Here is a 14,055-nt window from a genome sequence, read left to right on the forward strand (position 1 = left end):
TCATCGCTAGGCGGGCGCAGCCGGTGTTCGGTGCGGCATGTAGCACGCGTACAGTGCGGTTCCTTGAGCGCTGTCCCTTGCAAGCTGACGACTGCTCGCCGTGCGCTGAGTGCAGGGGTGTTGTCAGCCGCATCCTGGTGGATGCCGTCGGAAGTTCAGGTCAAACGCATCGGAAGTCCAGATCAAACGCTGAGTGGGTCGAGTGCGCGGTGCGCTCGCCGCTCGCGGGACACGCCGTGAATCCGTCCCTGGGGGCTCGGTGGCAGCATCCATGCCGCCACACGGTCCCGCAAGCGGCGAGGACACCGCACCAGGACGTTGGTCGGTAGCTGCGTGAAAGAGCTGGTCGTCTCGCGAGTCGCAGTGGCCTGCTGATGCGGATCGCACACACATGTGAGCTAGCAAAGTAGAAACACATCATGCATTGCTTGCACCATGCATACCGACCATCTCGACTGGTCCTTGCCCGCCCACCGTCGCGGGACCTTACGCGGCATGGATGCCGCGTAAGCGCTTACAAGGACGTACTTGCAGTGTGCCCCGCGAGGGTTGGCGGGCAATAGGCCTGCAGCCAGGCGGCAGATCAGCCGGCCTGCAGTAGACCGGCGTGACGTAGTTTTGTTAGCCCCTCTTAAAAAGCCGGCCGCATCGGCGCATCGGTGCGCACCACCACGTCCAGTGCGTCGTGCCGCCAGGATTCGATATCCAGTTCCACCGCGCGGCCGTCTTCGGCAAAGCTGATCCGCTGAAGGCGGAAACACGGCGTGCCGGTGGTGGACTGCAGCAGGATCGCCTGGGTGGCATCCAGGCCGGCCGGATGCATCGACACCTGTGCGCGGCTCAGGAATAGCCCCAACTTTTGGTTGAACACGCTCGACAGCGAGCCGGCCATGTCGTGTTCGAGCAGGCCCGGTGCCCAGGCTGCCAGCACGACGTTGGTTTCCAGCAGCACGGCGCGGCGGTCGATCCAGCGTCGGCGTTGCAGTACGAAGACGTCTTCATACGGCGTGTCCAGTCGCAGCGCCGCTGCAAACGCGGCGCCCGCGGCCTGGCGGGTGGCACTCAACAACTCGGTGCGTGGCTTGCGCCCTTGCGCGGCCACGTACTGCATGAAGCCGGCGATGCTGGTGGGGTCGTAGCGCACGCGTGGTGCGCTGACGAACCAGCCACGGCGGTTTTCGCGGTAGATGCGGCCTTCGGCTTCAAGGTGCTGCAAGGCTTCGCGCAGGGTGATGCGGGTGCAGTCGAAGCGCTCGGCAAGCGCGCGCTCCACCGGCAGGCGCTGGTCCGGGCCCCATTCGCCGGCGGCAATCTGCGCGGCGATGATTTCGGTGATGGCGTGCTGGCGCGACGCAGTCATGCGGCGCACCGCCAATCGGAGATGCGGGCCATGTACGAGACAATGAGAGGAAGATCGTGCATGCCGCGATGGTAAAGAAGAACGCGCACGCAAACTGCGCCGGGCTTAGCGTGGCGTTGTCAGGTTCCGGTTCTGTTGGGTTTTCCAGCTGCGCCATCCGTAGATCGCCAACGCCACGAAGCCGGCGTAGAGCAGGGCAGTGGGATACAACTCCTTGCTGACGAACACGCCGACGTAAATGCAATCGAGCACGATCCACAGCACCCAGTTAGCGAGGCGCTTGCGTGCGGCCCATACGCTGGCGACCAGGCTGAAGCTGGCCAGCGCCGCGTCCAGCCATGGCAGTGCGGCATCGGTGCGGTGATGCATGTATGCGCCCAGCGCAGCAGCGAATGCAGCGCCGACAGAGAGTGAGAGCCACAGTTCACGCTGTGGCATCGGCAAGGGGCGGATGCGCGCGTCCACGCTGTTGCCGCGTTGCCACTGCCACCACCCGTAGAGTTGGGTCAGCACATACACGCCTTGCAGCAGCATGTCCGAGTACAGCTTCCACTGATAGAACAGCCACGCATACAGCGCGACCGCCACGATGCCGACCGGCCAGCACCAGCGGATGCGCTGTGCGGTCAGCCACACGCCCAGCAGGTTGATCACAACGGCGATGGATTCGAGCAAGGACATGCAAGGCCTGATGGAAAGTGGAGAGCGGTGGGGGAGGCGCAACCGGTGCAAAACAGTGGTGCAGTCGGAAGTGGATGCTGCGCGAAGCCCCGTACCGACATGCACTGCAAACGCGGCAGCGCCCGCACCGCTGAGCCTCTGCCTTCAGCTAGTGACTGCGGTCTTCAGTCAGTGCCTGAAACACGCAAACGCACAGGTAATTTCGCTTCGACGTCCTTCCCACCCGCTTGCGGAAGCTTCGACGTCCTTCTCCCGCCTGCGGGGGAAGGTGCCCGAAGGGCGGATGGGGGCAGCAGACCTCAAAAATCCACCTGCACGCTCAGACGCGCAGTGCGCGGCGCACCTGGAAACAGATACGCATCGCCCTGGTATTCGCCCGAATCGCGCCAATAGCGTTTGTCGAACACGTTGTCCACGTTCAAACGCCAGGTGGTCGCCAGGCCGCCCAGCGCGGTGGCGTAGCGCGCCCCCAGGTTGGCCACGGTGTATGCCGGCACGCTGGCATTGCCGAGCCGGTCGGCGAACTTGCGCCCGCTGTATTGCACACCGGCCAGCACCGCCAGGCCATCGACGCCGGGCACGCTGTAGTCGGCCTGCACGCTGGCACGCAGCTTGGGCACATTGATCGCCTGATGGCCTTCGTACTCGGCAATGTCGGTCTCTTCTGCGCGTGCGCGGATGGCGGCGACACTGGCGAACAGACGCAGTTGCTCGGTGGCCGCACCGTCGGCCGACAGTTCCAGGCCTCGGTTGTGCAACCGGCCTTGTTGCACGAACAACAGACCTCCATCGGCCTGCGGTTGGGTGAATTGATAGGCCTGGCGGATGTCGAACAGCGCCGCGCCCAGGCGCAGGCCATCCAGTTCGAGCTTGGCGCCGGTTTCCAGCTGGTAGGCCTTGGTTGGCGGCAGGATTTCATCGGCGTTGTCGGCAAACCACGGGGCGGTGCCACCGGCGGCAAGACTCTTGGCGTAGCTGGCGTACAGCGACACGTTTTGCTGCGGCTTGAACAACAGCGCGGCCTGCGGCAACACCGCGTCCTTGCGGGTGCGTCGTTCCAGCAGCCCATCGCGGTCGAAGGCGCGCTCGTCCAAGCGGACAGCGCGTGCGCCGAGCGACAGTTCCCACAGGGCACCCAGGCCGATGCGGTCGGTCAGCACCAACGCGCGTTGGCGGCTATCCAGGCGGCGTTGCTTGGGGTCCAGCGCCACATCGGTCTGTGCGAAAACCTCCGGGTCGCGATCGATGCTGCCGCTGCCGATGAATTCGTTGACCGAGCCAAAGCGGTCGATGGTGCGGCGTAGCCAGTCGCCGCCGATGCTCAGATGATGCTCCAGCGCGCCGGTGACCACATGGCCTTCGAGGGTGGCGCGCAGTTGATCGTGCACGCGGGTGTCGTCGGGGCTGCGGTAGTCGTAAATGTCGTACTCGCCTTGCGTACTGAAGAAGTTGGGCGTGAAGATCTCCGCACAACTCGCGGCGCCATAGCAGCCCCAGGCGAATGTGGAGAAATCGTTGATCACCGCGCGGCTGCGCGAGGCCTCGACAGTGGCGCGCCAGTCGTCGTTGAACTGATACGCATAGCGCAGCTGCGCGTTGAGCGAATCCATCTCCACCGGCCGCCCCCACGGCTGGTAACCGAGCAGGCGGTGCACATCGATGTCGCGCGGCACCTGCGTGCCATCGAGCAATTGGTAGCCGGGCACCGAGCGCTGTTGCCGATGCTGATATTCCACATCCAGCTGCAACAACGATTGCGCGGTGATCTTCCAGTCGCCGGCCAGCGACAGAAAGTTGCGGTAACCATCGGCGTGATCGACATAGCTGTTGATGTCTTCGCGCGCGGCATTCACGCGCAGGCCCAGCGTGCGCTCGGCGCCGAACCAGTCGCCTAAATCGGCGGCGACATAGCGCGAGCCCTGCTCGTCGGTGCCCAGGGTCACGCTGCGCACATGCTCGGGGCGTTTGGTGCGGTAGTCGATCAACCCGGCCGGTTCGTTGATGCCCGACTGCAGCCCGGTCAGGCCCTTGAGAATCTGCACCTGCTGCTTGTTTTCCAGCGCAATCGACTGCTCGCCCACCGCGCTCAGCCCGTTGATGCGATAGCTGTTGGCGGCATTGAGCGAATAGCCGCGCACCACGAAGTTTTCGTAATAGCCGATCGGTGCATACGCATCACCGGCAGAGGCATCGGCGCGCAACACCTCGCTAAGCACGCGCGCCTGGCGATCGAGCAATTGCTGGCGCTCGGTCACCGCGATGGAGGCAGGCGCATCGAGCAGGGGCGTTGCGCCGAAGCCGGTCAGCGCCGTGTTGCTATCGCTGCGCTCGCCCAGCACATTGACCGTATCCAGCTGCACGGCGGACTCGCCGGGTTGCTGCTGTTGCGCCAATGCAGGGGCGGCCAGGCTCAGCGCCAGGGCGAGCGTCAGCGGGCGATGGGGACGTGCGGCTAACGACAGACGGGACATGCAAGCAACTCGTAAAGAAGGGAAGAGGAAAGACACGGTGTTGCCGCTCATCGCAGCAGGGCTGCGCGCGCATGCAGATGCGCCAGCAGCACTTGACCATCAGTGCTGGCAAACCAGTCCGCATGACCCAGCAGATAGCGGTGATAGGCGATGTCCACGTTGTCGGGCGAACGCGTGATGCCGGCGAAGTACTCGATCTCGCTCAAGGCGAAATCGGCATGCACGATCGGCAATAGCGCGGCCAGGCAGCGCAGCTGTCTGGCGCTGATTGGGCGATGCAGCGCATAGCCATCCAGCAAGGCATCGAGTTGTTGCAGGTCCGCCTGCGCACGCGCGCCGGTATCCAGCTGCAGCCACGGGATCAGGTTGCGTTCGATGGCGGTGGCCAGATCGAACAAGGCGCTGCTGCGATCGCTCAATCCGAAATCGAAGATCGCGCTGACGTCGGTGTCGCCGTGATCGGTGTTCCAGAGCAGATTGGACGCATGCCAGTCGCCATGCGTCCACAGCGGCGGCATCGCACCTGACGCAGACAGCAACGGCCAGGCGCGCGCATGCCAGGGCAGCACGTGGGTGGCCAGATCGTGCTGCCAGGAAAACTCCTTCAACGCTGCGGCCAGATGCGGCCGCGCGGGTAACGCGCGCTGCAGCGCCTGCAACGGGTCTTGCTGTGCAAACAGCCGTAGATTGGCGACCAGCACCGTGGTGGAGCGCGGTGGTGCATCGAAGCCCTGCGCGGCGTGATGCAGTCGCGCGAGCGCAGCCCCTGCGGCCTGCGCGTGCGCAACGTTGTTAAACGGTGTCCACGACAAGGCATCGCGATACAGGTCGCGCCCCGCGCCGACGCGTTGCACCTCGTAGACCCACTGGTCCTGCGCGAGTGCGGTCTGGCCGTCAGCCGCGTACAGCACCTCCACCACCGGCGCGCCGGCCCAGCGCAGATGGGCCATAAAGCTATGTTCTTCGCGCAAGGCAGCGACACTGCGCACGCTGCGGTGATGGCGCTTGACGATCACCGGGCCGGACGCGGTCTGCACGCAGGCGGCAGCGGAGAACGGACGCGCGCTGTGCCAGTGCACGCCGTGGTCAGACCCGAGCCCGGAGAACCGCTGCAGCACGTGGCGGATTTCATCCACGGTCAGTGCCGGCCAGTCAGGCAGCGCCAACTCCAGGCTCATGCCATGGACCTGATGCGTCGCGCTCATGCGCACACCCTCTGCAGACATGCCGAGGAGAGGATGAGTGGTATAGACCAATTCCGCGAAGCCGATCCAACGGGGCCGGCACGCAGGCCGGTAACAACACAGACGGCGCTGCCGGGCCGTCGTTGTCGCGCTGACGCCATCAGGCGGTCGCGCGACATGGAGTGGAAGGGCAGCGCGAAACCGAAAGGTCGCTGGCCGTCATCTCAAAAATCAAGTGTGGGAGTGCCGCAGGCGGCGCCGACCTAGGCCGCGTGGCGGCCGTTGGGCGCGCAGTATGCCCCGTGCCGCCGTCGGCCGCCATGCCGGGCCGTCGCTGCGATGGCGCTGCGTGGTCCCGGCACCGGATAATGGCCGGATGACTCCAGTCCAGATCGCCGCCGTCGTCGTCACCTATCAGAGCAGCAGCACCATCGATGCCTGCCTGTCGCGGCTGCGTGCGGCCGATGGCATCAGCGAGATTCGGGTGGTCGACAACGCATCCAGCGACGACACCCTGGATGTGGTGCAACGGCATGCGCTGGCCGATGCCCGGGTGCACTTCATCGCCAACCCGGACAATCCCGGTTTTGCTACTGCCTGCAATCAGGGCGCGCGCGACTCGCAGGCGCCCTGGCTGGTCTTCATCAACCCGGATCTGATGGTCGAAGCCGACACCCTGGTGCAGCTGTGCACGCGCGCCACCGGGCATGCCGCAGTGCTGCTTGGGGTCGAACAAGTGGACGAGCAGGGCCGGCCGGATGCGGCCGTGCGCCGCCGCGACCCGGACTTCGCCGCGATGCTGCGCGCCCCGCGTGCCGCTGCCCAGCTGGCGGTGCCCGCCAATCCGTCGGTTGCCCTGCAGCCGGTGGATGCGATCTCCGGTGCCTTGATGCTGATGCAGCGCAGCCTGTTCGATCGGCTGGACGGCTGGGACGGCAGGTATCGCCTGCACGCCGAGGACCTGGATCTGTGCCGGCGTGCCCGCCAGGCTGGCGCGCTGGTGGCGGTGGCCAACGATCTGCAAGTGGTGCACGTGCGCGGCGTGTCCAGCCGCTCGCGGCCGTTCTTCGTGGAATGGCACAAGCACCGCGGGTTGTGGCGCTATTTCCGCAAGTTCGAGGCCGGCCAGCGCGGGCCATTGACCCAGCTCGGGGTATGGCTGGCGATCTGGACCCATGCAGCTGCCCAGGTGCCGCGATTGTTGCGTCGGAAATAGTGGTCGCTAGTGTTAAATTAGTGATAAATCCGTGATGTGGAACTGTCCGGAACTGTGATACGTTTCGCAGCGAAGTGTGACCTAGCCCGTGCTTCCTGTCCCTAACGGGTCCCCCATCAGGAATCGTACAAATGTCTTTACAGAACGACCCGCGCTCGCGGGTACGTCCGTCGTGCCTTACCTCCGTGCAGTCCAGCCCGGTTGCCACATCGTCTACCCCATCCAGTAACGCCCGCCGCACGCCGGTGGCCGCGCTGTCTGCGCTCGCCTTGAGTTGCGCGCTGGCTGCGTTGCCGGGTAGCGCCATTGCCGGTGCCTGGACCCAGCCGCAGGGCGACACGTTAGTGATCGTCAAGGCGCTGCATAGCGATGGCCGTGGCTGGTTCGACGACAGTCACCGCCGCACGACCTTTGGCGATGGTCAGCAATTCGATGGCAACGGCCGCAGTCGCCAGGACCAGCTCAACGTCTATGTCGAGCATGGTGTGACTGACACGCTCAGCGTGATCGGCAATTTCTATTTCACCGACGTCGGTTTCAGCAATTACGGCGGAAGTGGCCGTACGCGCACTAGCACGACCGGTTTTGCCGATCAGGAAATCGGCCTGCGCTATGCCCTGCCGAGTGCTGCTGACGATGTCTGGCGGAGTTCGGTGCAGGCGCTGGTGAGCATTCCGGCTTATGGCCGTAGCAAGACCTTCCATCCAAATAATCCCGATGCAAACTCCGATCCCGCGCTCGGCCTGGGCGACTACGGCCTGGAGCTGCGTTATAGCCGTGGGCGTGGTTACACGCTGGGCGGCCGCAACGGGTATGTCGATCTGGGCGGCGCGGTGCGCTTGCGCGGCAGTGCCGCCTCCGACGAAGTACGGGTGGATGCGTCCACTGGTCTGAGCCTGACCCCGAGCTGGCTACTGCTGGGCGAGCTCAATGTGATCCAGGGCCTGGGCAACGGACGTAGCAACTTTGATGTCCCCGGCTCTGCTGGCGGCGTTGGCTTCGTCGCCACCGGCACCAACTACGACCTCACCAAGCTGCAGCTGTCGACGCTGTACACCGCGCCGGGCGGCAGCCAGTGGCAGCTGGGTTACCAGCAGCCGGTGATGGGCCGCAACACCGGTGCCGCAGGCGGGCCGTTCGTGGCCGCCTGGTGGCGGTTCTAAGGACGCCACGACAATGACGGTCACCTGCGAAATGGAGGCGCTGGGACGGGCGCCGGACATCGGCCGCGAACGCGGTCTGTTGGGTCGTGCGTTGGTGACGGCAGGCGTCATCACCGACGAACAGCTGCGCTCGGCGCTGGCGTTGCAGCAGCGCTGGAACTCGCGCCTGGGCGATGTGATCCTGGCCCAGCGCGGCGTGCCGGCGCAGCGCTTTTACGCCATCGTTGCCGCGCACTTCGGGCTGGAGTTCATCGATCTGGTGCAGCAGCCGCCGGACGCCGAGCTGCTCACCGCCGCCGACCTGGACAGCTATGCGCAGCGTCTGTTGCTGCCGTGGCGTCGCGAGGACGGTGTGCTGGTGCTGGCGGTGGCCGACCCCGACCCGGCGGTGTTTGCCTGGGCGCGCGCGCACTACGGCGAAGACGTGCGCTTTGTCGGCACCGCCAAGTTCGACGTGATCTGGAGCCTGCAGCGCTACGCCGACGAGCAGCTCACCGACAATGCCTTGAACCTGCTCGCCTCGCACGCACCGACGTACTCGGCGCGCCAGGTGGTCACGCGCGGTCAGAAATTCACCTTGTGGGCGATCGCGGCGGTGTTGCTGATCGCGATGGTGTTGTTCCCGGTGCCTGCGCTGATCACCGTCAACGTGCTGGTGGCGCTGGGCTTTTTGGCGACGTTCGGTTTGAAGCTGTTGCTGGTGTGGTTCGGCTCGCGCCACCGCATCGACATCAAGGTCACCGAAGACGAAGTGGCCGCGCTGCGCGACGACGACCTGCCGGTCTATACCGTGCTGGTGCCGATGTACAAGGAACCGGAGGTGTTGCCGATCCTGGCCAACGCGCTGCGCAAGCTGGATTACCCGATCAGCAAGCTCGACGTGAAGCTGGTGCTGGAAGCCGACGACTTCGAGACCATCGACGCGGCCAAGAAACTCGGCCTGGAAGCGTTCTTCGAAATCATCCGGGTGCCGCCGTCGCAGCCCAAGACCAAGCCCAAGGCCTGTAACTACGCGCTGCATTTTGCGCGCGGCGAACTGCTCACCATCTACGACGCCGAAGACAAGCCCGAGCCGGATCAGCTCAAGCGCGTGGTGGCCGCCTTCCGCAAGGCGGAAAAGGATGTGGTGTGCATCCAGGCGCGGTTGAACTACTACAACGCCGACGAAAACTGGCTGACGCGGATGTTCACGCTGGAGTACACGCTCTGGTTCGACTTCTACCTGCCGGCGCTGGAATACCTGCGTATCCCGATTCCGCTGGGCGGCACCTCCAATCACTTCCGTCTGGACGTGTTGCGTCAGGTGCGCGCGTGGGACCCGTACAACGTCACCGAAGACGCCGATTTGGGCGTGCGGCTGATCCAGAACGGCTACCGCGTCAACGTGGTCAATTCCACCACGTTCGAAGAAGCCAACGTCAGCATTCCCAACTGGATCCGGCAGCGCTCGCGCTGGCTCAAGGGCTACATGCAGACCTGGCTGGTGCATATGCGCGACCCGGTGCATCTGTATCGCAGCACCGGGTTCAAGGGGTTCTGGGGATTTCAGTTCTTTATCGGCGGCGGATTTTTCACCGCGCTGGGCGTGCCGGTCTTGTGGGCGCTGTATGCGGTGTGGATGGTCACCGGCACCACCATGTTCGAGCGGTTCTTCCCGCCGTGGCTTGCAGCGGTCTCGCTGGTCAATCTGCTACTGGCCAATGCGTTCTTCATCTACATCACGCTGGTGGCCGCGTTCAAACGTGACTACTTCAAGTTGGCGCCGTACGCGCTGACGGTGCCGTTTTACTGGGCGTTGCAATCGATCGCCGCCTACAAGGGTCTCTGGCAGCTGATCCATAATCCGTTCTATTGGGAGAAGACCACGCATGGCATCAGCAAGCATTCGGAAAACGAACGCCGCGCCGCACTCGAAGAGTGAGCCGGCAGCGCGTCGCGACAGCGGCTTGCCGGCGTTTCTGGTGGCCGTGGTGGCGCTGTCGCTGCTGAGCCAGCCGTTGTTGGTGCAGTCGATGGGCGGTGTTGCACCGACCAGCGCGCCCGGCATCGGTGTGCCGGCCAGCGGCCTGCTGGCCTGGGCCGTCGATCTGGCGTTGCATCATTGGGATCTGCCGTTTCAGGTATGGCCGTTTTTGGCGGTGGCTGCCAACGCCTTGTTCCTGTCGCTGCTGTGGCGCGATCTGGCCGGCGTGTTCGGGCGTGGCTGGGCCAGCGGGCTGACCCTGCTGGTGGGCTGCAACCCGCTGTTCCTGCTGCCGATCGCTGCCGGCGGCAGCCAGGCGGTGGGCTTGCTGGCGTTCTACGGCTTGTGCCGCACGCTGCGCCGCCTGCAGGTGCCGGTGGAGGCCTTCACCTATCTGCGTATCGCCGGGTGGCTGTGCATTTTGCTGTGCCTGGATCTGCAGACATTGGCGTTGTCGACCATGGTCGCGCCATGGCTGCTGCTGGTGATGCCGCCGCAGATGTTGCGCAAGGCGCCGGGCTCGTTCTACCTGGTGTGCTATCTGCCGTTCGCGTTTCTGGTCGGCATGTGGGCTTACGTCAATCTGACCGTGTTCAACGCGCCGTGGCCGACCCTGTCGAGCATCTCGCAAGGGGCCAGTCCGCTGCCGTTGCCGCTGGCCGCACAGGCCGAAAGCTGGTTGCCTGCGGTGCGTTGGGGCGTGGCGGCGCTGGCCTGCTTCCCGGTGTTGGCGTTGGTGATGCGGGCGCGTAACGGTGCGCTTGCGCGTGGCGTAGTGGCCAGCGTCGGCACGGTGATCTGCGCGGCCGCACTGTCGTTTGCGTTCGGCTGGGCGGGCTTCGATGCCTTGCTGCTGCTGTGGGTGCCAGCAGCCTTGTTGCTGCGCGCCTTGCAGGCCGATCAGCGCAGCCAGGCAGCCGGGTTGTTGCTGCTCGGCCTGATCGGCGCGGCCTGGGTACAACCGCAGGGTTGGGGCAGCTGGATGCGTGCGGCGCCTGCCGATGCGCAGTCGCTGCTGCAGGGCGAGGCAGTAGTCATGGCCGCACCGGTGTCGCTGCCGGTCGCGCGTGTGGCGACCCCTGCGGCGCCGGACACGCTGGCGCCGTTGGTTGAGGCGGATGCCGCGATCAAGACGCACGTGCCCGCGCAGATGAGCGCCGCCGCCACGCCAGCCGGCGCTGCAACGGCCACTGCGTTGCAGCCGGACGTGAGTAACGCAGCGCTGCGTACCGGCACCTGCGTGCCGGGCACGGCAGCGTCGACCACCGAGGTGTCTGCCGCATGTGCAAACGCGTTCTAACCCTCGCAGCGTTGCTTGCCGTGTGCCTGCTGGCCAATGGATGCAATGCGGCCGCGCCGATGTGGATGGGTGCCAACGTCAAGGTCTCGGCCAATGCGCCGTGGGAAAGCGCTGCCGCTGCGCAGTCGCTGGATGCGTTGGCCGGCACCGGTGCGCGCAAGGCGCTGCTGGTGGCCTTCGTCTGGCAGGCGAACCCGCAATCGAACGATCCGGTGCTGGGTAGCGACAGCAGCCTGGAGGCCATGCGCGCTGCGCTGCGTCAGAGCCATCGGTCGGGTCTGCAGCCCACGCTCAAGGTGCATGTCTGGATTCCCGGCCACTGGGCCGGCGAGGTGGCGCCCGCCGACCAGGCGGCCTGGTTTGCGGCATATCAAAAGGCACTGCTGCCGCTGGCGCAGCTGGCCGAAGACGAACACGCCGAAGCGTTGGTGGTCGGCACCGAACTGCGCAAGCTGCAGGATGCGCCGCAATGGCCCGAGCTGGTCGCGGCGGTGCGCAAGGTCTATAGCGGCAAACTGTTGTATGTGGCCGACGGGATGGAGCATGCAGAAACCTTCCGGTACTGGTCGCTGTTCGATGCGGTCGGCACCAGTCTGTACCCGCGTCTATCCGACGCTGCCGGCGCGCGCGCTACCGAGATGAACGCTGCCGCGCAGCGCCTGCAGGACCTGGGGCAGCGCGTGGGCAAGCCGGTGTGGGTGGCCGAGCTGGGCCTGCGCTCGGCACGCGGCAGCCTAGCCGCGCCGTGGGAAAGCCCGGAGCAACGCACCGCCGCGGTCGACACCCGCCTGCAACTGCAGGTGCTGCAGCAGTGGCGAAAGGTGTTGCAGGCGCACGGCGTAGACGGCATCGCGCTGTGGTGCTGGTACACCGACCCCGCCGCCGGCGGCCCAGGCGACAGCGACTTCACCGTGCAGGGCAAGCCGGCGCAGCAGGTGCTGGCGCGTTGAGGCACTGATGCGCGACCGCGCTCGGCGACAGGCCGGCGCGGCCTTTGTGTGGTCGCCCCAGCTTTAGCAGCTGCTCAGGGGGTGGATCTGCGATCTGCGAGCTGCGGCCTTGTGGATCTGAGTGGCGCCGCGGGTGCCTGACACTAAGCGCTCCTCACAAAACGTAGCGAGCAGTCGTCAGGAGAGTGTGGACGGCGCGCTCAGAACCGGCGTGTGCATGCTGCGCCGAGCACAGAGCACAGAGCACAGAGCACCCAGCACCAGCACCAGCACCAGCACCAGCACCAGCACCAGCACCAGCACCAGCACCAACCGCGCCCGCCTGGCGGTGAGCACCTTCCTTTTCTTAGCTGCTCTAAGTGACCGCAAGCCCCATGCGGCCCCGCAGACGCCCAGGGGAATTCGACAAAGCCCCGCGCTGGAGCGTGCGCCCTTAACGCAGGGGGGGAGTCGCGGCCGGCGGTCGGGTCATGCCCAATGCACGCGCGGCCACTGCCGCTGCGGGCATAATCCGGCAGCATGATCATCCATTCGTTGCTCGACACCGACCTGTACAAATTCACCATGATGCAGGCGGTGCTGCATCAGCACCCGGCCGCGCAGGTCGATTACCGCTTCAAGTGCCGCACGCCCGGCGTGGATCTGGCGCAGTTCATCGATGAGATCTCGCGCGAGATCGATGCCTTATGCCGGCTGCGCCTGCGCGAGGACGAGGTGGACTACCTGCGCAGCCTGCGCTTCATCAAGCCGGATTTCGCCGACTTTCTGGCGTTGTTCCATCTGGACCGCAAGTACGTACAGCTGTCGGCGTCGACCACCCACCCAGGTGAGATCGAGCTGACCATCCGCGGCCCGTGGCTGCACACCATCCTGTTTGAAGTGCCGTTGCTGGCGATCATCAACGAGGTGTGGTTCCGCAACACCTCCGAGCCGGATTTCGAAGAGGGCCGCAGCCGCCTGCGCGCCAAGGTGAGCAGCCTGCGCAACATGCCGGCCGGCTGCAAGATCGCCGACTACGGCACCCGTCGCCGCTATTCGCGGCACTGGCATGGCGAGCTGTTGCCGCTGCTGCGCGATGGCCTGGGCGAGCAGTTCGTGGGCACCAGTAACGTGTATTTCGCCAAGCACTACGGGCTGACCCCGCTGGGCACCATGGCGCACGAATACCTGCAGGCGTTCCAGGCGCTGGGGCCGCGGCTGCGCGACAGCCAGGTCGCCGCGCTGGACTCGTGGGCGCGCGAATACCGCGGCGATCTGGGCATTGCGTTGTCGGACATCGTGGGGCTGGACGCGTTCTTGCGCGACTTCGATCTGTATTTCTGCAAGCTGTTCGACGGCATGCGGCACGACTCCGGCGACCCGTTCGAATGGGGCGAGCGGGTGATCGCGCACCTGGAAGCCCACCGCATCGATCCCAAGACCAAGGTGCTGGTCTTCAGTGACGGCCTCAACATCGACAAGGTGATGCGCCTGTACGCGCACTTCCATACCCGTTGCCGGCTGGCCTTCGGGGTGGGCACCAGCCTCACCAACGACCTGGGGCCGACGCCGCTGCAGATCGTCATCAAGATGGTCCGCTGCAACGATCAACCGGTGGCCAAGCTCAGCGATTCGCCGGGCAAGAGCATGTGCGAAGACGCCGGCTACCTGCGCTACCTGCGCGACGTGTTCGGTCTGCCGCCGATGCCCGAAGGGGCCTGACCAGCGGCGGCAATGACTGACGCAGGCCGGCATGAACTGCCGAAACGGGCGGCCTGCTGTCGGGGA

The 14,055-nt window shown here is 65.5% G+C and carries 10 protein-coding genes and 2 other RNA genes; 7 read left to right on the forward strand and 5 right to left on the reverse strand.

Annotation, left to right across the window (positions count from 1 at the left end; genetic code table 11):
- The first annotated feature begins 37 nt into the window (after nt 1-37).
- Nucleotides 38-129: non-coding RNA, sX9 sRNA (locus ACZZ0O_RS10030), on the forward strand.
- 502 nt (nt 130-631) lie between these two features.
- Here the strand turns inward: ACZZ0O_RS10030 and ACZZ0O_RS10035 are convergent.
- The 4 genes from ACZZ0O_RS10035 to ACZZ0O_RS10050 form a co-directional block, all read right to left on the reverse strand.
- Complete coding sequence (locus tag ACZZ0O_RS10035; protein ID WP_463590693.1) at nt 632-1,360, reverse strand: UTRA domain-containing protein; 729 nt, start codon at nt 1,358-1,360, stop codon at nt 632-634.
- Between the two features lie 105 nt (nt 1,361-1,465).
- Entirely contained in the window at nt 1,466-2,041 is a 576-nt protein-coding gene (pnuC, locus tag ACZZ0O_RS10040) for a nicotinamide riboside transporter PnuC (RefSeq protein WP_115512551.1), read from the reverse strand.
- A gap of 299 nt (nt 2,042-2,340) precedes the next feature.
- Nucleotides 2,341-4,512: a TonB-dependent receptor gene (locus ACZZ0O_RS10045; RefSeq protein WP_463590694.1), complete on the reverse strand. Its 2,172-nt coding sequence runs from the start codon at nt 4,510-4,512 to the stop codon at nt 2,341-2,343.
- Nucleotides 4,513-4,559: 47 nt separating this feature from the next.
- The gene (locus ACZZ0O_RS10050) at nt 4,560-5,717 is read right to left on the reverse strand and encodes a phosphotransferase enzyme family protein (protein ID WP_463590695.1); all 1,158 of its coding nucleotides are present in this window, start codon (nt 5,715-5,717) and stop codon (nt 4,560-4,562) included.
- Between the two features lie 355 nt (nt 5,718-6,072).
- Here ACZZ0O_RS10050 and ACZZ0O_RS10055 point away from each other — a divergent pair, with 355 nt between their 5' ends.
- The 5 genes from ACZZ0O_RS10055 to ACZZ0O_RS10075 all read left to right on the forward strand — a co-directional run bounded on the left by ACZZ0O_RS10055 (nt 6,073) and on the right by ACZZ0O_RS10075 (nt 12,288).
- Nucleotides 6,073-6,912, forward strand: a complete 840-nt coding sequence (locus ACZZ0O_RS10055; protein ID WP_463590696.1) for a glycosyltransferase family 2 protein — start codon at nt 6,073-6,075, stop codon at nt 6,910-6,912.
- Nucleotides 6,913-7,043: 131 nt separating this feature from the next.
- Nucleotides 7,044-8,075, forward strand: a complete 1,032-nt coding sequence (locus ACZZ0O_RS10060; protein ID WP_463590697.1) for a hypothetical protein — start codon at nt 7,044-7,046, stop codon at nt 8,073-8,075.
- Between the two features lie 13 nt (nt 8,076-8,088).
- Nucleotides 8,089-9,996 (forward strand): glycosyltransferase family 2 protein, encoded by a 1,908-nt coding sequence (locus ACZZ0O_RS10065; RefSeq protein WP_055850816.1) that lies wholly within the window; start codon nt 8,089-8,091, stop codon nt 9,994-9,996.
- A 46-nt stretch (nt 9,997-10,042) separates the two neighbouring features.
- Nucleotides 10,043-11,338, forward strand: coding sequence for a hypothetical protein (locus ACZZ0O_RS10070; RefSeq protein WP_463592435.1), 1,296 nt, complete (start codon nt 10,043-10,045; stop codon nt 11,336-11,338).
- Complete coding sequence (locus ACZZ0O_RS10075) at nt 11,320-12,288, forward strand: glycoside hydrolase family 113 (protein ID WP_463590698.1); 969 nt, start codon at nt 11,320-11,322, stop codon at nt 12,286-12,288. Before ACZZ0O_RS10070 ends, ACZZ0O_RS10075 begins: the two co-directional genes overlap by 19 nt.
- Nucleotides 12,289-12,439: 151 nt before the next feature.
- Here the strand turns inward: ACZZ0O_RS10075 and ACZZ0O_RS10080 are convergent.
- Nucleotides 12,440-12,516: non-coding RNA, sX9 sRNA (locus ACZZ0O_RS10080), on the reverse strand.
- A gap of 291 nt (nt 12,517-12,807) precedes the next feature.
- Here ACZZ0O_RS10080 and pncB point away from each other — a divergent pair.
- Complete coding sequence (gene pncB / locus ACZZ0O_RS10085; RefSeq protein WP_323514300.1) at nt 12,808-13,989, forward strand: nicotinate phosphoribosyltransferase; 1,182 nt, start codon at nt 12,808-12,810, stop codon at nt 13,987-13,989.
- Nucleotides 13,990-14,055: the final 66 nt, after the last annotated feature.

The sequence above is a fragment of the Xanthomonas sp. AC360 genome, from assembly GCF_979258225.1.

Bases quoted from the DNA above. Each gene is read 5' to 3' on its own strand.
- ACZZ0O_RS10065 (WP_055850816.1), top strand. From the start codon at position 8,089: ATGACGGTCACCTGCGAAATGGAGGCGCTGGGACGGGCGCCGGACATC.
- pnuC (WP_115512551.1), bottom strand. From the start codon at position 2,041: ATGTCCTTGCTCGAATCCATCGCCGTTGTGATCAACCTGCTGGGCGTG.
- pncB (WP_323514300.1), top strand. From the start codon at position 12,808: ATGATCATCCATTCGTTGCTCGACACCGACCTGTACAAATTCACCATG.
- ACZZ0O_RS10050 (WP_463590695.1), bottom strand. From the start codon at position 5,717: ATGAGCGCGACGCATCAGGTCCATGGCATGAGCCTGGAGTTGGCGCTG.
- ACZZ0O_RS10060 (WP_463590697.1), top strand. From the start codon at position 7,044: ATGTCTTTACAGAACGACCCGCGCTCGCGGGTACGTCCGTCGTGCCTT.
- ACZZ0O_RS10045 (WP_463590694.1), bottom strand. From the start codon at position 4,512: ATGTCCCGTCTGTCGTTAGCCGCACGTCCCCATCGCCCGCTGACGCTC.
- ACZZ0O_RS10035 (WP_463590693.1), bottom strand. From the start codon at position 1,360: ATGACTGCGTCGCGCCAGCACGCCATCACCGAAATCATCGCCGCGCAG.
- ACZZ0O_RS10075 (WP_463590698.1), top strand. From the start codon at position 11,320: ATGTGCAAACGCGTTCTAACCCTCGCAGCGTTGCTTGCCGTGTGCCTG.
- ACZZ0O_RS10055 (WP_463590696.1), top strand. From the start codon at position 6,073: ATGACTCCAGTCCAGATCGCCGCCGTCGTCGTCACCTATCAGAGCAGC.